The 18212-nt window shown below is 62.6% G+C and carries 19 protein-coding genes; 7 read left to right on the plus strand and 12 right to left on the minus strand.

Going from position 1 to position 18212, the window contains the following annotated elements; genetic code table 11:
- Window positions 1-90 precede the first annotated feature (90 nt).
- Window positions 91-1365: an alanine--tRNA ligase-related protein gene (locus tag K5554_RS07015; RefSeq protein ID WP_221040429.1), complete on the plus strand. Its 1275-nt coding sequence runs from the start codon at window positions 91-93 to the stop codon at window positions 1363-1365.
- Here the strand turns inward: K5554_RS07015 and K5554_RS07020 are convergent.
- The gene (locus K5554_RS07020; protein WP_221040430.1) at window positions 1362-1778 is read right to left on the minus strand and encodes a CoA-binding protein; all 417 of its coding nucleotides are present in this window, start codon (window positions 1776-1778) and stop codon (window positions 1362-1364) included. The two genes, K5554_RS07015 and K5554_RS07020, sit on opposite strands and share 4 nt — an antisense overlap.
- A 144-nt stretch (window positions 1779-1922) precedes the next feature.
- On the opposite strand from K5554_RS07020, the gene K5554_RS07025 reads away from it, so the two are divergent.
- Genes K5554_RS07025 through K5554_RS07040 form a run of 4 tightly spaced genes read left to right on the plus strand, consistent with a single transcriptional unit; the run spans window position 1923 to window position 3551 of the window.
- Window positions 1923-2063 carry a CD1871A family CXXC motif-containing protein gene (locus tag K5554_RS07025; RefSeq protein WP_221040431.1) on the plus strand — a complete coding sequence of 47 codons (141 nt, stop codon included), beginning with the start codon at window positions 1923-1925 and terminating at the stop codon, window positions 2061-2063.
- A gap of 11 nt (window positions 2064-2074) precedes the next feature.
- Window positions 2075-2923 carry a 4Fe-4S binding protein gene (locus K5554_RS07030; protein WP_221040432.1) on the plus strand — a complete coding sequence of 283 codons (849 nt, stop codon included), beginning with the start codon at window positions 2075-2077 and terminating at the stop codon, window positions 2921-2923.
- 4 nt (window positions 2924-2927) lie between these two features.
- Window positions 2928-3239, plus strand: coding sequence for a hypothetical protein (locus K5554_RS07035; RefSeq protein ID WP_221040433.1), 312 nt, complete (start codon window positions 2928-2930; stop codon window positions 3237-3239).
- Between the two features lie 9 nt (window positions 3240-3248).
- The gene (locus tag K5554_RS07040; protein ID WP_305038874.1) at window positions 3249-3551 is read left to right on the plus strand and encodes a redoxin domain-containing protein; all 303 of its coding nucleotides are present in this window, start codon (window positions 3249-3251) and stop codon (window positions 3549-3551) included.
- 5 nt (window positions 3552-3556) lie between these two features.
- On the opposite strand, the gene dinB is transcribed toward K5554_RS07040, so the two are convergent.
- The gene (gene dinB / locus K5554_RS07045) at window positions 3557-4744 is read right to left on the minus strand and encodes a DNA polymerase IV (RefSeq protein WP_255565552.1); all 1188 of its coding nucleotides are present in this window, start codon (window positions 4742-4744) and stop codon (window positions 3557-3559) included.
- Between the two features lie 177 nt (window positions 4745-4921).
- Here dinB and K5554_RS07050 point away from each other — a divergent pair, with 177 nt between their 5' ends.
- Complete coding sequence (locus tag K5554_RS07050; protein ID WP_221040435.1) at window positions 4922-5794, plus strand: shikimate dehydrogenase; 873 nt, start codon at window positions 4922-4924, stop codon at window positions 5792-5794.
- 99 nt (window positions 5795-5893) lie between these two features.
- Here K5554_RS07050 and K5554_RS07055 read toward each other — a convergent pair whose 3' ends face one another.
- The 10 genes from K5554_RS07055 to K5554_RS07100 form a co-directional block, all read right to left on the minus strand.
- Window positions 5894-6904, minus strand: coding sequence for a zinc-binding dehydrogenase (locus K5554_RS07055; protein WP_221040436.1), 1011 nt, complete (start codon window positions 6902-6904; stop codon window positions 5894-5896).
- Between the two features lie 25 nt (window positions 6905-6929).
- Window positions 6930-7700, minus strand: a complete 771-nt coding sequence (locus K5554_RS07060; RefSeq protein WP_221040437.1) for an SDR family NAD(P)-dependent oxidoreductase — start codon at window positions 7698-7700, stop codon at window positions 6930-6932.
- Between the two features lie 13 nt (window positions 7701-7713).
- A complete protein-coding gene (gene dapA, locus K5554_RS07065) occupies window positions 7714-8622 on the minus strand; it encodes a 4-hydroxy-tetrahydrodipicolinate synthase (RefSeq protein WP_221040438.1) in 909 nt (302 codons plus the stop codon).
- An 11-nt stretch (window positions 8623-8633) separates the two neighbouring features.
- Window positions 8634-9596 (minus strand): phosphoglycerate dehydrogenase, encoded by a 963-nt coding sequence (locus tag K5554_RS07070; protein ID WP_221040439.1) that lies wholly within the window; start codon window positions 9594-9596, stop codon window positions 8634-8636.
- A gap of 33 nt (window positions 9597-9629) precedes the next feature.
- On the minus strand, window positions 9630-11264 hold the full coding sequence (gene ilvD, locus K5554_RS07075) for a dihydroxy-acid dehydratase (RefSeq protein WP_221040440.1): 1635 nt from the start codon (window positions 11262-11264) through the stop codon (window positions 9630-9632).
- Complete coding sequence (locus K5554_RS07080) at window positions 11261-12796, minus strand: gluconokinase (protein WP_221040441.1); 1536 nt, start codon at window positions 12794-12796, stop codon at window positions 11261-11263. The genes ilvD and K5554_RS07080 overlap by 4 nt, the downstream gene beginning before the upstream one ends.
- Before the next feature lie 12 nt (window positions 12797-12808).
- Window positions 12809-13684, minus strand: a complete 876-nt coding sequence (locus tag K5554_RS07085) for a MurR/RpiR family transcriptional regulator (protein WP_221040442.1) — start codon at window positions 13682-13684, stop codon at window positions 12809-12811.
- Window positions 13685-13735: 51 nt separating this feature from the next.
- Window positions 13736-15010, minus strand: a complete 1275-nt coding sequence (locus tag K5554_RS07090; protein ID WP_221040443.1) for a TRAP transporter large permease — start codon at window positions 15008-15010, stop codon at window positions 13736-13738.
- Between the two features lie 16 nt (window positions 15011-15026).
- Window positions 15027-15491, minus strand: a complete 465-nt coding sequence (locus K5554_RS07095) for a TRAP transporter small permease (protein ID WP_221040444.1) — start codon at window positions 15489-15491, stop codon at window positions 15027-15029.
- Window positions 15492-15573: 82 nt separating this feature from the next.
- Complete coding sequence (locus K5554_RS07100; RefSeq protein ID WP_221040445.1) at window positions 15574-16602, minus strand: TRAP transporter substrate-binding protein; 1029 nt, start codon at window positions 16600-16602, stop codon at window positions 15574-15576.
- A 330-nt stretch (window positions 16603-16932) separates the two neighbouring features.
- On the opposite strand from K5554_RS07100, the gene larA reads away from it, so the two are divergent.
- Window positions 16933-18201 carry a nickel-dependent lactate racemase gene (gene larA / locus K5554_RS07105; protein ID WP_221040446.1) on the plus strand — a complete coding sequence of 423 codons (1269 nt, stop codon included), beginning with the start codon at window positions 16933-16935 and terminating at the stop codon, window positions 18199-18201.
- The last annotated feature ends 11 nt before the right edge of the window (window positions 18202-18212 follow it).

Genomic DNA, 18212 nt, shown 5'->3' on the forward strand with positions numbered 1-18212 from the left:
AGAGGAGGTTGCCCCGCGGGCGGCGAAGCTTAGTGCAGGGTTGACAGGGGGCTTTAGCGGACTTTCCCGAAGAAAGAGGGTAAACATACTGTGACCGAGCGTCTTTACTGGCAAGAGCCAAATAAAGCGGAATTCACCGCAACCATCAAGCGTGTAGTTCCGTCGCCTGGCACGGCCTCACAAAGCCGTGAAGCGGATGACCCAAGCTGGGGCCTGGTCCTGGACCGCACCTTGTTTTACCCAGAGGGTGGCGGTCAACCCGCGGACACCGGCGTGCTGGAGCTGGAAGGTGAGGGCGTACAGTACACGGTGAAAGAGGTGCACGAAGAAGACGGCGCCATTGTACACGTGGCAGCGCTGCCGGCCGCGCCTGAGGCGGGAACCAGACGGCAGGTGCCGTTCGTGCCCGGCGCCTGCGTGCGCGGCCGCATCGACTGGGAGCGGCGCTTCGACCACATGCAGCAGCACAGCGGGCAGCACGTGCTGTCGCAGGCGTTTCTTACCGTGCTAGGCGCGCACACCACGGGCTTTCACCTGGGGGCCGATTACGTGAGCATTGACCTGGATGTGGCAGAGCCGAGCGCGGAACAGGTGGAACGGGTCGAACGGCTGGCGAACGAGGTAGTCTTTCAGGACCTACCGGTGACGGCGCGCGAGTACCTGCCGGACGAGCTGCCGGAAGGGGTACGCCGGCGCATCCCCAAGCCGGTGGCCAAGATACGCGTGGTTCACATCGGCGCTTTTGATGCCTGTGCCTGTGGCGGAACCCACGTCACCGCCACGGGGAGGATCGGGCTCATCAAGATAAATGAAATAACCCGGGCGCACGGCGGCACCCGGGTGATCTTCCGCTGCGGCTGGCGGGCCCTCGCGGACTACCGGGACAAAGAGACGGCACTCCTTGCCGCGGCCCAGGCGCTCAAGCGGCCGCCGGCGGAGGTGGCGACCGGCATAGAGGCGCTCGCGGCTCGGGCGGAAAAAGGCGAAAAAGAAGCTCAGGAGCTGCGGCGGGCCCTGCTTGATCTTGAAGCCAAGGCGCTGGCGCAGGAAGAGCCGGGCGGGATCCTGGTGCGCGCCCTGGCTGGAAGGGCGGTGGACGAGCTCCGGTACCTCGCCCGCGCTGCGGCCGCAGCCCGGGGGACGCCGGTGGTGCTCTTTGCGCGCGAACCCCGCTTTAGCGTCGTTATCGCGCGCGGCGCCGATCCAGGCTTTGATGCCCGCGCTGCCGCCACCCGGTTAGGGGCGGTGCTGGGCGTGCGGGGCGGTGGGTCGCCGGAGGTGGCCCAACTGGGCGGCCGCGCGGCGCTGCCGGGCGGCGATGCAGATGTGGCGGCGAAGATCCGGCAAGTGCTCGCGGCTCTTTAGCTGAAAAGCCGCCGGTGCTCTATCATCAGGCAGCGATCGGTTACTACGGTTAGGCCGGCGGTGCGGGCCAGGTTTTCAGCTTCCTGGTTGTGAATGCCGAGCTGCAGCCAGAGCACCGGGAACTTGCGGCGCAGGGCGGCCTGGACGATGGGGAGGATGGTTTCGCCGGGCCGGAAGACATCGACAATGTCCACGGGTTCCGGCACGTCGTCCAGCGAGGGGTAGGCCTTTTCAGCTAGCACGGAGTCGAGGGTGGGGTTTACCGGGATAATCCAGAAGCCGTGGGCCTTAAGATAGGCGGCCACCTGATAGCTGGCCTTGTGCTCGGCGGCCGAAAGCCCCACCACGGCGATGGTGCGGGCGCGGGCGATCAGGCTGCGCAGCTGTTCATCGCTGTACGGGTAGCCAGGCATAGGGTATGCACCTCCAGCATAAGTTTAGTCTGGCGAATATGGACAGGCTTATGCCTTCACAAGGGTGCGGAAAGAAGGATACGGAGAAGTTCTAGCGAATATAGTATATAGCATAAGCGAAACACATACAAGGAGCGAGAAGCCATGTTCCGGCGCAATCGCCTTGGCCTGGCACTGCTCACAGCCGGGGTCGTCCTCGTTGCTCTGGGCCTACTCCGGGGCGAAGCGGAAGCCGTGTTCGAGAAGGCGGCCAGCCTGTGCCTCGAGTGCATCGGGATCGGTTAGGAGGTGAAAGCGTGCGCCGTCGCCTCGTACAGGCTCTTTCCGCCCTCCTGGCCAACGCCAACCTGCCCGGGTTTATTGAGGGGCGGATCTACCAGGGCCGCCTAAAGTCGGTCTGCGCTCCCTTTCTCAACTGCTATTCCTGCCCGGGGGCGCTGGGTGCCTGCCCCGTGGGCTCTTTCCAGTCCCTGGCGGCCGGCTTCAGCCACACCGCTTCGCTTTATGTGCTGGGTTTCTTGACGGCCGTGGGGGCGGCCGGAGGCCGCTTCGTTTGCGGCTGGCTCTGCCCGTTTGGTTTCATTCAAGAGCTCCTGCACCGCCTGAGCCCACGCCGCTGGGCCTTACCGCGTGTCCTGGAATACCTCAAATGGCCGGTACTGCTTCTTACGGTGTTGCTGCCCTTCTATTGGCGGGATGCCGTGGGGCTGGCTGAACCATACTACTGCAAATACGTCTGCCCCGCCGGCACCCTGGAAGCCGGGCTACCGCTCGTCGGCCGGCGCACAGAGCTGGCCGCGTTGGTGGGGCCTTTGTTCTTTCTCAAAGTGGGTATCTTGGCGGTGCTGGTGGCAGCCGCTGTGTTCGTCTGGCGGCCCTTCTGCCGCACCCTCTGTCCTTTGGGCGCTTTTTACGGTCTCTTCAACCGGGTGAGCCTCTTCCGGCTCCAGGTGGACGGTGCCCGCTGCACTTCCTGCGGCGCCTGTGCCCGGCGTTGCCCGGCCGGGCTCAAGCCACACCGCGATTCCAACCCCTCTGCCTGCGTGCGCTGCCTGGAGTGCACCCAGGCCTGTCCAACCCAGGCCCTCACCTTTGGCAGCGGGGCAAAGGCCCCTGCCTTTACTCCAGCCGCGAAGGAGGCGTGAAATAATGCACTGGCGAGCCAAACTCATTTGCACCGGCGCTCTCGCCCTGCTTCTCGCCCTTGTTCTTGCCGGCTGCCGGGTACCCTGGAAACCGGGGGGGCAAGGTGCAGGTTTGCAGCCGCCGGAGGTGACCACACCCGCCCCCGCGCCGGTAGAGCAACCCGCGGCAGAGGCTCCGGTAAGCCCGCCCCAGCCGGCGGTGGGCGTGGAGGCCCTGGCCTTTAGGGGTGAGGAACTGACCACGGGAGATGAAATCTCTTTCCCCTCGGCGTCCGCCGGCCGGGTGGCGGTCCTCAGCTTCTTCTCCCCCGGCTGAAGCTTCTGCGTGCGCGAGGTGCTGCAGTTGCAGCCGGAACTTCCTAAACTGAAAGAGCAGGGACTGGACTTTTACATCATCGCTGCGGGTAGCGAACGGGACCTAAGGGCTTTCTTCGGCCGTACCAAGCTGGAGGCGACGGTTGTTTGGGATAAGAAGCTGGACATCTTCCGCACTTACGAGGTGGACGGCATCCCGGCCAGCTTCTTCGTCGACAGGAAGGGGAAAATCCGCGACCAGCGCCTGGGCTGGACTTCCAGTTCCCTCACAGAGTTTAAGAGCACCGTGAAGCTACTGAGCGAAGAGAAGTAGCAGCCTTACTTCTTCGAGAGCCGCGGCCCTTTGAGGAGGCGGGCGCGCACCAGGGCGTCCTCCCCAAAACGAGCGCGCAGCCGGTCCACGGTTTGGGCCAGGCGGGCGCGCTTCTCTGTCTCCGGGGCGGTAAAGAGGTCCAGTTGGGCGGGAGCTTCGGGCGGGACAAGGTTGCCCACGCTCAGGCCCACCAGGCGTACGGTGCGCCCCACAAAATGCCGGCGGAAAACCTCCCGGGCGCGGGCGTAGATGGCCTCCGTGAGCGCGGTTGCATCCGGGTAGGTGGCTGAGCGCGTGTGCAGCTTGAACTCCGGGGTTTTCACGCTGACGGTGACGGTGCGCCCGGCCAGGGCCCGGCGGCGCAGGCGGGTACCCACCTCTTCCGCCAGGGCGAGAAGGACGGTTTCAATCTCCTCCGGGTCGGCAGTGTCGTGGGGTAGGGTGATGGAGTTGCCCACGGACTTTACCCCTTCGCCCTCCGGCTGCACCCGGCTCCCGTCCCGGCCTTGGGCGAGTTCCGCCAGATACTCGCCGTAGACGCCAAAACGCGCCTTGAGGCTGGCACGCGGGTAGCGGGCCAGCTGGCCGATGGTGCGGATGCCCAGCTTTCTCAGGGCGGCCGCCGTCTGCGGGCCGACGCCAAAGAGCGCCTCTACTGGAAGCGGCCAGATGCGTGCCGGGACGTCGGCCATACTTATGAGCACCAGGCCGTCCGGCTTTTCCAGGTCGGAGGCCATCTTGGCCAGGATCTTGGTGGGCGCAATGCCGATGGAGCAGGTGAGGCCGAGTTCCGCCTTGATGCGGGCCTTGATTTCCCGGGCAACGGCCATGGGCGGGCCGAAAAGGCTTTCGCACCCGGCCACGTCCAGCCAGGCCTCGTCGATGGAGAACTGCTCTACCAGCGGGGTGTAAGAGGAAAGGATGGCCATCACGCGCCGGGAATAGGAGGAGTAGAGCTTAAAGTCAGGCCGGACCACCGTGGCCTGGGGGCAGAGGCGCAGCGCCTCGCCGGTGGGCATGGCGGTCTTTACGCCGAAGGGGCGCGCCTCGTAGGAGGCGGTAAGGATGATGCCGTGGCGCGCCTCGGGGTCGCCGCTCACGAGCAGCGGGCGGCCGCGCAGGCCGGGGTCGGCTGCCTGGTGGCAGGCGGCGAAAAAGGCGTTCATGTCCACGTGCAGGATGGTTTCAGCCACGGCTCCATCCTCCTTCCCCTTGTATAGTGTAACCTCTTGGGCTGAGGCGGCCCGGTTTTCCCGGTGCCTTCCGCCCTCTTCATTACCGTGGTATACTAGGGAAAACGAACGCCGGGCTTGCTTACCTTTATTTTACCTGACCGAAGAGCCCGGGTCGAGGGGAAAGAGGGGTTGGGCATGGAGGAAAGGCAGGCAGACATCTCGGGAAAGACGAAAGTGGTGGCTCTTATCGGCGATCCGGTGGAGCACTCGCGCTCCCCGCTCATGCAGAACGCAGCCTTCCGCGCCCTGGGACTGGACTGGGTGTACATAGCTCTGCCGGTGAAGGCGGCAAACGTGGGGGCGGCCGTTGCGGGCCTGCGCGCCCTGGGTTTCCAGGGCGCCAACGTCACCATGCCGCACAAGGCGGCTGTAATACCCTACCTGGATGAAGTGGCGCCCGGCGCACGCCGCATCGGCGCGGTGAACACCATTGTGCGGCAGGGCGACAGGCTGATCGGGGAGAACACGGACGGGCGGGGGTTCATCCGTGCCCTACGCCAAGAGGGACAGCTTGAGGTGCGCGGGCGCCGCGTCTTCCTGTTCGGCGCGGGAGGCGTGGCCCGCGCCCTGGCACTGGAGCTCGGGGCGGCGGGGGCGGCTTCCCTGGCCATCGCCAACCGCACCGTGGGACGGGCTGAGGAGCTGGCGGCCCACGTCACCCGGGCGACAGGGTGCGAAACGCTGGCCGTGCCCTGGGAACCGCAGGCGTGGGCACCGCTCCTTTCCGAAGCCGACGTTATCGTAAACGGCACCCGCGCCGGGATGCTGGGCGAGCCGGATTTTGCCGCCGACCTGCCCTGGCGGGAGCTCAAGCGCGCGGTGGTGGTGTGCGACGCCGTGTACGAGCCGCTTGCGACAAATCTCCTGCGTACGGCTGCCCGGCACGGCCTGCGCACCCTAGATGGGCTGGTGCTCCTACTGTACCAGGGCGTGCTCGCCTTCGAACTGTGGACGGGCAAACCCGCGCCGGTCGCCGTCATGGCCCGGGCGCTCCGGGCCGACGGCTAGAAAGGCTGGAACCTTTTCCGTCGAAAGGACAAGGGATAAGCAATCCTGCGAGAATGCGAGGCGCTGTTGCCGGTACCTTTTTCGTCACCAAGACAGTACTCAAGGATGAATCAGGATCTTCATGGCGTCCTTGGCCTCGCGGGCTACGCGCATGGCCTGTGGTGCTTCGCTTAAGGGAAGACGGTGGGAGATTACCGCCGCCACGTCCGGCGAGCTCGCCACCAGCCGGGCCGCGGCCTCGAAGGCTTGATCTGTATACACCCGCGTGCCGACAATCTCGAGTTCGTTGAAGTTCACTGCCAGGAGGTCCACCGGTGCCGGGTGCTTAAAGACGCCCACCACTACCACGCGGCCGCTTACGCGCACAATTTCGGTGGCCAGGGCAGCGGTGGCCGGAACGCCGGCGGCATCGAACACAACATCGGCTCCATCGCCGCCCGTGAGCGTCAGGACGGCATCTTTGGTGCCTGATCCGCCGTCTACCACAGTGAAGCCGTGTCGGGCGGCAAGGTTACGCCTAAGGTCGCTCGGCTCGGAGACAATCACCTGGGCGGCCCCGGCGGCCCGCGCGCTCACCGCCACCAGATACCCGATGGGCCCGCCGCCGAGGACTACCACCTGATCACCCACCTTGACCCCGCCGCGGTGGACGGCATGCACAGTGACAGCTGCAGGCTCCGTAAGGGCGGCGGTGTCGAGCGGCAGGTCGGGGGGCAGCTTGACGAGTTGGTTGATACCCACCTTGACGTATTCGGCAAAGCCGCCGTCGGCGTCGATGCCGCTCAGTCCCAGCTTCTTACAAACGTGGTGCCGGCCGCTGCGGCAAGGGAGGCAACGACCGCAGTAGAGGAGCGGATTCACGGTCACGTGGTCCCCCACCTTAAACCCGCGGTTGTCCTCACCGGAGAGCGCAGCGATCTCGCCGGCGAATTCGTGACTCATGATGAGGGGTGCCTTAGCCCGTGGATGCGTTCCGCTGTAAATCCACATGTCGCTCCCACAGATGCCGGCATACCCGACCTTGATCAAAGCCTCACCGGGGCCGATCTCCGGCACCGGGACGTCCTCTACGCGAATATCTTCTTTTCCCCAGTAACGCGCAGCGCGCATGTTTCTCCGCTCCTTTTCGCGCGTATCAGATGGCGTAGGACAGGTAACCGCCGTCCACGGGCAGCACTATGCCGGTGACGAATTCAGCGGCCGGGGAAGCCAGGAACACTACCGGCCCGACCAGGTCGGTGGGCTTCCCGTAGCGCCCGAGCGGGGTACGGTCGGTGATGGTTTTTTCTACTTCCGGTTGCCCCAGAAAGGCCTGATTGAGCGGCGTCTTGAACCAACCGGGGGCAACGGCGTTGACGCGAATCCCATGCTTGGCCCACTCGGCTGCCTGGACCTTGGTGAGCTGGGCCACACCGCCTTTGCTGGCACAATAGACGCCGGAACGGGTGATGCCCAGGAAAGACCCCATCGAGGCGAAGTTAATGATGGCGCCCCCGCCCTGGGCCTGCATCTTTGGGGCGACGGCGTTGCTGAAGACGAAGATGGCTTTGAGGTTGACGTTCATCACCTTGTCCCATTCGGCCTCGCTAAGCTCGAGCAGGGGTTTCTTGACCAAGGCCCCGGCCATGTTGACCAGGATGTCGATGTGCCCGAATTCGTCCATCACTTGGTCCACGAACTGTTCCACCTGTTCCCGGTCGGCGGCGTCCACGGAAACGGCTTTGGAGCGGCGCCCCAACTTCTCGATGGCCGCCGCCACCTCAGCGTTGCGCTCCCGGTTCCGGCTTACGGGGATAACGTCGGCGCCGGCAGCCGCCAGACCAGTGGAGACGGCGGTGCCCAAGCCACCGCTTCCGCCCACTACTAAAGCCACTTTGCCCGTGAGATCGAATTGGCTTACCGCCATACTGATGACCTCCTTAGAGTGCCGGCTGCAGAATACCTTGTTCTTTCAGCTCGCGCAGGTTTTGCTTCAGGTTTTCCTCTTCGCTGGCGCTGAGAGTTCTAAAGGGCGGGCGCACCCCGGCGAAGGGCAGGCCGCGCCAGGCGAGGGCGGCGCGGTACGGGGTGATGTAGGGGCCGGCTTTGAGGACGGTGCGGATGCGGTTGATATGGTACTGCAGGGTGCGCGCCTGCTCCAGGTCGCCTTTTTCCCAAGCGCGGTAAAGGGCCACGCAGGGTTCGGGGAAGACGTTGGCTACGGCGGAGACCACGCCGGCCGCGCCCATCACCAGGGCCGGGAGAATGAGAGTGTCTGTCCCCACGATGGTGGTGAAACCGGGACCGAGCGCGGCGATGTACTCCTCCAGGCGCGTTAGATCCTTGGAGCTGTCCTTGATGCCCACGATGTTCCGCGCGCGCTGCCGGAGGCGTGCCACGAAGCCAGGCTTCAGGTCGTTTTTGGCATTGCCCGGTATGTTGTAAAGGTAAAGCGGGAAACCCGGCACGGCCTCCGCCACCGCGCTGAAGTGGCTTTCCAGCGCGGCCTCGTCGTGGGGGAAGTAGTAGGGGCTGACCACGGCCGCGGCCCGGGCACCGGCGGCCTGCGCGTAGCGGGTGAGCTCGATGGTCTCAGCGGTGGTGATGGCGCCGGTATGGGCGATGACCGGGACGCGCCCGGCGGCCTGCTCCACCACTGTTTTAATAACCTGCTTGCGCTCGTCGAGCGTAAGCGCTGGGCCTTCCCCGTTGGTGCCGGTGGGAAAGAGGCCGTGCACGCCCCGGGCAATGAGAAAGTCGACGTACTCCCGCAGCGCAGGCAGGTTGACTTCGCCGCCTGTGCCGTACGGGGTGAGCATGGCCACGATGATACCGTGTAGCGGTGTCATACTAAGACCTCCTAGTCAGGTAATACTACAGGGTTCGGCGGCGGCGAGCCGGCCAGCACGGCCAGCACGTTCTTCGCCGCCCCGACCCCCATATTGCGGTTGGCTTCATACGAGTACGCGCCGATGTGCGGCGTAACCACCACGTTGGGGAGCGAAAAGAGGGGATTGTCGGATCCCGGTGGCTCTGCGGCGAAGGCGTCCAGTGCCGCCCCGGCGAGTTTGCCGCCGCTCAGGGCGCCGGCGAGGGCGGCCTCGTCGACGAGCTCGCCCCGCGCGGCGTTGATCAGGTAAGCCGTGGGCTTCATGAGGGCCAGCGTGCGGGCGTTGATGAGCTTTTCCGTCTCCGGCACCAGGGGCAGGTGCAGGGAGACGAAGTCGCTCGCCGCGAGCACCTCTTCCAGGGGTGCCCGCTCCACCCGGTACGCCCGGGCGAAAGCTTCGTCCCAGTGGATGTCGTAGGCCAGGATGCGCATGTCAAAGCCGCGCGCTCGCCGGGCCACGCCCTTGCCGATGGCTCCTAGACCCAGAATGCCGAGCGTCTTTTGGTAAAGCTCGGGGCCGACGAAGCGCTGCCACTTGCCGCCGCGTACGGCCTGGTCCGCCTGCGGGATGCGGCGCGTCACGGCCAGGAGCAGGCCGAAAGTGAGGTCGGCCACCGCCTCGCTGTTGGAGTTGGGAACATTGGTCACGGTGACGCCGTGCGCCCGCGCCGCGGCGAGGTCGATGTTATCAACGCCCACCCCGTGCTTGGCCACGACCTTAAGGTCACGCCCGGCGGCGAAGACCTCCGCCGTGACCGGGTCGACCCCTACGATCAGTGCGGCGCAACCCTGCACTTTTTCAGCGAGTTCCTCCGCTGTGAGCGGCCGGCCGGCCGGGTTCAGGACCACCTCATGCCCGGCCGCCTCAAGCAGCTGGCGCGGCTCGTTGCTGTAGCGGCCAAAGGAGAGGGCGCTGACAAAGATGCGTGCCATGAAATTGCCTCCTATGCTGAGTCATGCTGTTTGTTAAAGCCGGCGCACTGCACCCTGAGCGGCTTCACCCACATGGGCGGCATAGAGGGCGAGGCAACCACTAAGTTTCCGGCTGGGGGGAGTGAAGCTGGCGCTTCGCCGCGCCAACTCCTCCGCCGGCACAACCAGGTCCAGCCGCCGCTGGGGGATGTCAATGCTGATACGGTCACCCTCAGCCACCAGCGCCAGCGGCCCGCCGCCGGCTGCCTCTGGCGAGACATAACCGACGGCTAGGCCGCCGCTCGCCCCGGAGAAACGCCCGTCGGTGACGATGGCGGTGTGCGGCACCAGAGCGAGGACCTCGGTGAGCCGGTGGAGCTCCCGCATGCCGGGCCCGCCGCGCGGGCCTTCATAGCGCACCACCACCACATCGCCGCTCTGGATGCGACCCGCCTCGGCCGCGGCCAGGGCTTCCTCCTGGCTGTTAAACACCCGAGCCGGGCCGGAGAAAACCTGGTCGGCCGCTGCCACCGCTGAAGTCTTTACCACGGCGCCGCCCGGCGCCAACGTCCCGCTGAGCACGGCGATGCCGCCGCTGGGGGCCAGGGGGTCGTCCAGAGAATGGATAAGGGCCGGGTTCTTGACCTTTCTCCCGGCCACGTTTTCCGCCAGGGACTTTCCGGTTACGGTGGAAGCGTTACCCGTAAGGAGCGGAAGAAGCACATGGAGGAGCGCGGGCAGCCCGCCGGCGCGGTGAATGTCGGCCACTGTGTGCTCAGCGTCGTTCGGCGTTACCGCCACCAGGAAGGGGGTGCGCTCGCTCACCGCCTCAAAGTCGGTGAGTGTAAGTTTCACCCCGGCCTCGGCCGCAATGGCCGGGAGGTGCAGCACGCTGTTGAGCGAGGCTCCCGTAGCTGAGAGCACCGTAAGGGCATTGAGGAAGGCCGGGCGGGTCAGAATGTCGCGCGGGCGTATCCCCGCCGCCACCAAGCGCACCACCTGTTCGCCGCTTTGGCGCGCCAGGTCATAGGCGGCGGCGCTGGCGGCGGGGGTGAGGGCCATGTCCGGGAGGGTAAAGCCCAGGGCTTCGGCGAGCATCATCATGGTGTTGGCCGTCCCCAGGAAGGGGCAAGCCCCGGGGCCGGGGTAGTACTCGCGCGTCCTGGCCACCAGAGCCTCTTCGTCCAGCTCGCCGCGCAAGAAGGCCTGGCGGGCAGCCTTCGATTCACGCGGCGTGATGCACGGCACCATGGGCCCACCGGGGACGAGGAGGGAAGGGGTATTCAGGCGGGCCGCCGCCATGAGCATGGCAGGGACGATCTTGTCGCAGGAGGCGATGAACACCAACCCGTCAAAGATACCATGTGCCCGCACCATGAGTTCGATGGAATCGGCGATGAGCTCCCGGCTGGGCAGCGAATAGCGCATGCCGGCGTGGCCCTGGGCGATGCCGTCGCACACGGCGATGGTGTTGAACTCCAGAGGGTAGGCGCCGGCGGCCAGAATCCCCTTTTTAACCCAGGCGGCTACCTCGCGGAGGTGCACGTGCCCGGGAACGATCTCGTTCCAGGAGTTGACTACTCCGATGAGGGGCCGGTCCAGGTCGCGGATGTCGATGCCGGTGGACACCAAGTGCCCCTTACAGATGGCACGCTGGAAAGGGGGCAGCGTAGCGTTTAAGGTGTTCAATGGCAGGCACTCTCCTTGTTCTCCCGCTCGCGGAAGCGGGCCAGGGCGGCGAATTCGTCCTGGAGCTTGAAGTAGATGCTGGTGTAAAGGGCGTAAAGCTCCTGGTAGAGGGTGTGGTTTTCCGGATCCGGCTCATAAGCGGCGTTGATGCTGACAAGCTGCGCCGCTGCCTTGAGGTCCGGCAGGGCACCGACGGCGATGAGCGCCAGGAGGGCGGCTCCCAGGGCCGAGCCCTCGGATACGGTGGGGACGTACACCCTCCTCCCAAACACATCGGCCATGATCTTAAGCCACAGGGCCGAGCGGGCGAAGCCGCCCGAGGCGCGCACCTCGCGCGCCGGGCCGGCCAGCTCCTCGAGCGCCTGGAAAATGCTGTACATGCGGTAGGTGATGCCTTCCATGGTGGCACGGGCCAGGTGGGCGGCCGTGTGTTCCAGGCCCAACCCGAAGACGATGCCGCGCGCATCGGCATTCCAGTAAGGGCTGCGTTCGCCGCTGTGGAAGGGGAGGAAGATGATGCCGGCTGAACCGGGCGGCACCCGGGCAGCGGCCGTGTTCAGGGCATCGTAGGAACGCAAGGCGTCGGGAACAAAGCCATCGCGCAGCCAGCGATAGACGATGCCGCCGTTGTTGATGGCCCCGCCCAGGAGCCAGCAGTCTTCGGTAAGGTGGTAACACCAGGTCCGGCCTTTGGGGTCTACCCGGGGCACGGGCGAGGCCAGGCGGACGGCGCCGCTGGTTCCGATCATGGCGGTAAGAATGCCGGGTGTGACGCCTCCTGTCCCCAAGCTGGAGAGGGCGCCGTCACCGGCGCCGATCACCCAGGGTACGCCGGGAGGAAGTCCGGTAGCCGCGGCCCACTCCGGCGAGAGTTCGCCCAGGACGGTCTTTGTGGGAACAAGTTTCGACAGCCGTTCCGGCCCGATGCCCAGGGCGGTCAAGACGTCGTCGTCGTATGTCAGCTTCTCTTCATTGAGCAGCCCGCTTCCGGAGACAACGGAGTAGTCCACCCACGGCAGGCCAAAGAGGCGGGTGATGATATACTCCTTGAGCGAAACGAAGCGGGCCGTCCGGGCGAAAAGTTCGGGCTCGTTGGCGTGCCACCAGGCGATTTTCCCCGGGAGATACATGGGGTGAAGGGGACAGCCCGTGCGCGCGTACCACGCCCGGGCGGCAGGATCCTTTTTCCACGCGTTAACGATCTGGGTGCTGCGACTGTCGGCCCAAGGCAGGCAATTGGCCAGGGGCCGGCCGTCTTTTCCGAGGGGCAAGACGCTATGGAACACGGAGCTTAAGCCCACCGCCAGCGGCCGGTAGCCGTGCTCAGCTAAACGTGCGGTTAAATCCTTAAGGGCTTTAATGACGGCCGCCAGGACCACCTCCGGGTCCTGCTCCGCCCACCCCAGCCGTGGATAGGAAAGCGGGTACTCCTCGGCTTGACTGAAGAGCAGGCGGCCGCCCAGGTCAAAGGCGGCGGCACGGCTGCTGCCCGTACCGATGTCGATGCCGATGGCGCATTCGCGTTGGGACACAGGTCTTCCCCCTTAGTAGCGCTTAAGCGCGATACCCTGGCGAATCTTATCGATGGCGGTCAGGCTCTCTTCCTGGCGCTGGAGCGAAATTCCCACCACCAGGAGGTCGATGAGGCAGAGCTGGGCGATGCGCGCCGCCGTGGCCTCGCTACGGAAGGTGGTCTCCCGTGCCGAGACCACCAGGCTTATATCGGCAACCTTGGTGATGGGCGACTTCATGTAGCTGGTGATGCAAATGGTGGTGGCGCCCACCGCCTTAGCTGCTTTGAGCGATTCAATGGTGTCCTTGGTGCTGCCGCTGTGCGAGATCCCGACGGCAACATCCTCGGGTGTGAGAAGGCTCGCCGAGATGATGGCCATGTGCGGGTCGTTGTACGCGGCCGAAACCAGGCCCGTCTTAAAGAACTTGTGATGGGCGTCCAGGGCGACAAAGCCGGAGGAGCCCGAGCCGTAAAAGTCGATCTTACGGGCGCGCAGCATGGCCTTGAGCGCTCTATCCACCTCATGGAGAGGAAGGATTTTCAGGGTATCCGCCAGGCTCTGCCGGGCGCTCTCAAAGACCTTGTGCGCAACGATAGGAAGGTCGTCGTCTGCCGAGACCTCTTCGTGGATGCTCTTTAATGGCTCCACCAAGTCGCGCGCCAGCGCAATCTTAAGGTCCTGAAAGCCGTTGTAGCCGAGTTTCTTGCTCAGGCGGACAATGGTAGCCTCCGCCACGCCGCACTGGTCGGCCAGCTCGGTGATGGTCATGTGGATTATTTCCTGGGGATTGTCGAGCATCCAGGCCGCCGCCCGCGCCTCCGCCTGCTTGAGGGAGGGAAAAACGCTGCGCAGGCGGACCAGGGTACCGCCGCTGCTGGCGTGCTCAGAATACTTCAGGTCAAGCATTTGGCTCCACCTTCTTCCTAAGAAACCCTGCGAATTTACCTTTTGCCTCCGTTAGGAGAACAGGGCGGGGATAAAGAGAATGGTCTTCGGGAAGTACGTGATAAGAAAGAGGACCAGTATTAGAACCACTACAAACGGCATTACGCGGCGCGAAAGCTGGATGATACTCAAGTTGCTGAGGCCGCACCCCACGTAAAGGACCGTACCCACCGGTGGAGTTAGGAGGCCGATGCACAGGTTGAACACCATGACCACGCCGAAGTAGAGCGGGTCAAGGCCGAGGCTCTTGACAAGAGGAATCAAAATCGGGGCCAGGATCAGCATAGCCGGGGTGAGATCCATGACAGCTCCCACCAAGAGCAGGAAGATGTTGATGATGAACATCACGACCAGGGGATCCCTCGAGATGGAGGTGATCAGCTCACCGATGCTCTGGGGGATTCGCCCGACGGTGATCATAAAGGCGGCGGCGCTGGCGGTGGCACAAACGAACACCACCACGGCCGTGTTGATGGCGGAGTTGGCCAGAATGTCCGGCAGGTCTTTAAGTTTTAGCTCACGGTAAACGAATACCGTGACGAAAAAGGCATAGGCTACGGCCACTACGGCAGCTTCTGTCGGCGTAAAGATGCCTAGGAGAATTCCGCCCAGGATGATGAAGGGCATTACCAAGGCCCAACTGGCCGAAAGAGTGCTGCGCAGGAGCTGCCTAAAGCTGGGGCGTTTCTTCACGGGATAATTGCTACCGCGTGCGTGAAAGAACCAAAAGGCCATCAAGGCCAATCCCATGATAACGCCGGGGACAATCCCGCCTAAGAATAATTTAATGATCGACACACCGCCGATGACACCGTAAAGGATCATGGGCATGCTGGGCGGGATGATGGGCCCTGTACAGCCGGCGGCACAAATAAGCGCGGCGCTACGGTCTTCGGCATAACCTTCCTCTTTCATCACGGGGTAAAGGATGGAACCTACGGCGGCGGTATCGGCCACGGCTGTACCGGACACGCCGGCAAAAATCATGCTGGCTACCACAGTCACATAACCTAAGCCACCGCGCACGTGCCCGACCAGGTCGTTAGCGAACTGGACAATACGGCGGGACATCCCGCCGGCGTTCATTAGTTCGCCGGCCAGCATAAAGAACGGAATGGCCATCAAGGTGTAATTGTTGGCGCCGGCCAGCATGTGCTGGACCAAAATCTCAGGCTGTACCATACCTTTGAAATACATGAGCGCAATGGCACTCATGGCCAATGAAAAGGCCACAGGTACGCCGACAAGAAGCAGACCAAAAAGACTTCCGAGAAAAACTGCTAGCATCCCATCACCCCGCTGATTACTTGTGCGCGAAAAGATCCAGGGTCTGTTTGACGAGGACGATAATCATCAAAAGGGCGCTGAAAGGAAGAACGGCATTGATGTACCCGTATGGTATGTGGGTGGCCGGTGCGGGCCAGGGTACTGTGGTAAGGTAGTACTTGTAGCCGCCGTAGACCACGAACCACAGAGTTACTGCTGTTACGAGATTGGCCAATAAAAGCACGTAGCGGCGGGCACCCACCGGCAAAGCATTGATCAAGATGTCGAGGCCCAGGTGCCGGCTGCGCAGAAGCGCCAGGACTGCACCCAGGAAGACAAGCCAAACAAAAGCAAAAAGGGCGATCTCCTCAGACCACGCAAACGCCCGTTGAAAAACGTAACGCGCTACCACATTACCAAAAACGATGATGGACATGCCTGCCAAAAGTGTCCCGCAGAACAGCTCAAGGAAACGGTTAATGGCAGCCAGGATGCGGGTCATACCTTCTGTCCTCCTCGACAGGGTGCTTGAATGGGAGGGAAGTGCAGGCGACCAGACACTTCCCTCCCTGCCTGACTATCTCCTACTGTGTGTTGCGGATGCGCTCAATGATATCTTTGAACTCCGGCCATTTCTGGTACCACTTGTCGTAGGCCGTCTGAACAGCTTCCTGGAAGGGTTTCAGATCGGGGTAGGTGATTTCCAGACCCTTTTGCTTGAGGGTTTCAATGGACTGCGGCTCGAACTTCTTCATGAGATCAACTTCGTAGGCAGCGGTTTCTTGAGCCACCTCTTCGAAGATTTTTTGTTGTTCGGGACTGAGACTCTGGTAGAATTTCTCGCTGATGATGAACATATTGGGACCGATGATGTGATTCGTAATTGCCACGTACTTTTGGACTTCATACCAACCGCTGGTGAGCAGGGTGGGCGCTGGGTTTTCTTGACCATCGACGATCTTCTGCTGTAAAGCCGTAAAAAGCTCCGTCATTGGCATGGTAACTGTGTTGAATCCCAGGGCTCCCAAGCCCTCAACGAACGTACTGTTCGTCGGTACCCGCAGTTTGATGTCCTTTGTGTCGTTAATGGAGTTAATCGGATGTTTGGAGTTAGAGACAACGCGCATGCCGTTCACGTTCCATGCCAGCGGGCGATCACCGGCCTCGATCAGGCCCTCCGTCAACTCTTTGCCGATCGGTCCGTTGAGGACCTTCATGGCGTGGTCGTAATCACGGAACAGATAGGGCATCTCAGGGATCTTAAGCTTGGGAAACTGATCGGCCTGAAGCAGGCCTACGATCGCCATCTCGATGGTTCCCATGCGGACGCCGTCGATGACTTCTTTTTCGGAGCCAAGTTGGTTGTTGTCGTAAATCTCGACTTTAAATGCCCCGTTTGTTTTCTCTTCCAGGAGTGGTTTGAACTTTTCGCGCAAAGCTACGTTTTGTGGGTGCTCCGGTGGGAAATAGTTGGCGATTTTTACAACCTTGGCTTGCGCGGCAGGTTCGGGAGAAGCATCGCCGCTACCCTGTTGGCTTTTCGGCGCCCCGCAGCCGGCGAGACTCACGACCAGCACAATTAGTGCCAGAAGTGCGACAACCTTCTTAAACATGAAATACCCTCCTCCATTTTTTCTCGTGGATCTCTTATGTCCCCATACCCGGGCCTTTTTTAGTTCCCCCCTTCCTGGGACTGAAGGTGGAAAAGCATTTTAAGATAATATTACACGTCCATTGCAATAATCCTGCTTGAGGTTAAAATAATTTTTGTTTTTGCCATCGGTGTTTCCTCCATGGAAGGGCAGAGGAAGGGCAGAAAATGCCGAAACGACAGGGATAAAGACAAAAAGCAAGAAAATAGCTTTCGGAATAGAGGAAAACAAACTTTCACGGAGAAACAATATACTAGGAGAATATTACCGTAATGTTAAGGGGGATAGCAAATGGAGCTCCGTTTTCTTTACCCGGACATAGAAGCAGTGAACATTCCTGCCGGCAATCTACTCGGGGTGTTCGAACCTAAGGAAGCGCCTGTGGGCGGCAATGAAGGTGAAATCATCCGCCAGGGGCTGGCGGCCCCCTTCGGCACGCCCAGGCTCAAGGAGATGGCCCGACCAGGGCAGAAAATTCTCATTATCGGGGACGATAACACGCGGTTAACGCCGGTGGAGAAGATTCTTCCGTTTGTGGAGGAAGAATTGGCAGCAGCCGGAGTAAAAACAGACGACATCACCCTGATGATCGGGTACGGGACGCATCGCTCGATGACGACCGAGGAAAAGCAAAGAAAATACGGCCGGTACACAGGTGGGCCGTATCGTTTGTTGGAGCACGATTTTCGCCGTACAGAAGATCTCGTTCACTTGGGCAAAACCGAACGCGGTACCGAGGTTTGGGTCAATAAGGCCGTTATCGAAGCGGATCTCGTGATAGGGCTCGGGCACATAGTACCGCACCGGGTGGCGGGGTTCAGCGGCGGCGCAAAGATCATTCAGCCTGCCGTCTGTGGTGAAATAACCACTGGCCAGACACACTGGCTGAGCGCGCGATTCCCGGGCAAAGAAATCATGGGGAAAGCAGACAACCCGGTGCGCCTGGAAATGGAGGCCGTGGCCCGCCAAGCCGGCCTGAGTTTCATCATCAACGCCGTGCAGGACCGCAGCGGGCGCATCGTAAGGGTGGTGGCTGGCGATCCTGTAGTCGCCCACCGGGTGGGTACCCAGATAGCGCTGGATGTATTTGGGGTGGGGATTCCTCGCCTGGGAGACATAGTAATCACCGATACTTACCCGGCCGACATCGAGATGTGGCAGGCGGCCAAAGGGATGTACATGGCAGACCTGGCGGTAAGGGATGGTGGGGTAGTGATTTTGGTAACACCCTGCCCTGAGGGCGTGGCGGCGCAGCATCCTGAGGTAGAGCGTTACGGGTACCGAACGTACGCCGAAACAGAGAAACTGGTGGCTACCGGGGAGATAAAGGACCTCAGTGCGGCGGCGCATCTGGTGCATGTGGGTGAGGTAATCCACAAATGTGCCCGCTGTTACCTGGTTTCCCCGGGGATTGACGCTGAGACGGCCCGCCGCCTCGGCTTCACCTGGATGCCTTCGGCGCAGAGGGCGTTAGATGAGGCCTTTGGACTCCTAGAAAAAAATGCGGCCGTACTGGCTTTCCGGCATGCGGGCGAAATCCTGCCGGTGGTGGGCAACTAGGTATAAAGTGG

The sequence above is a fragment of the Gelria sp. Kuro-4 genome (assembly GCF_019668485.1).
Lineage (GTDB): Bacteria > Bacillota > DTU030 > DUMP01 > DUMP01 > DUMP01.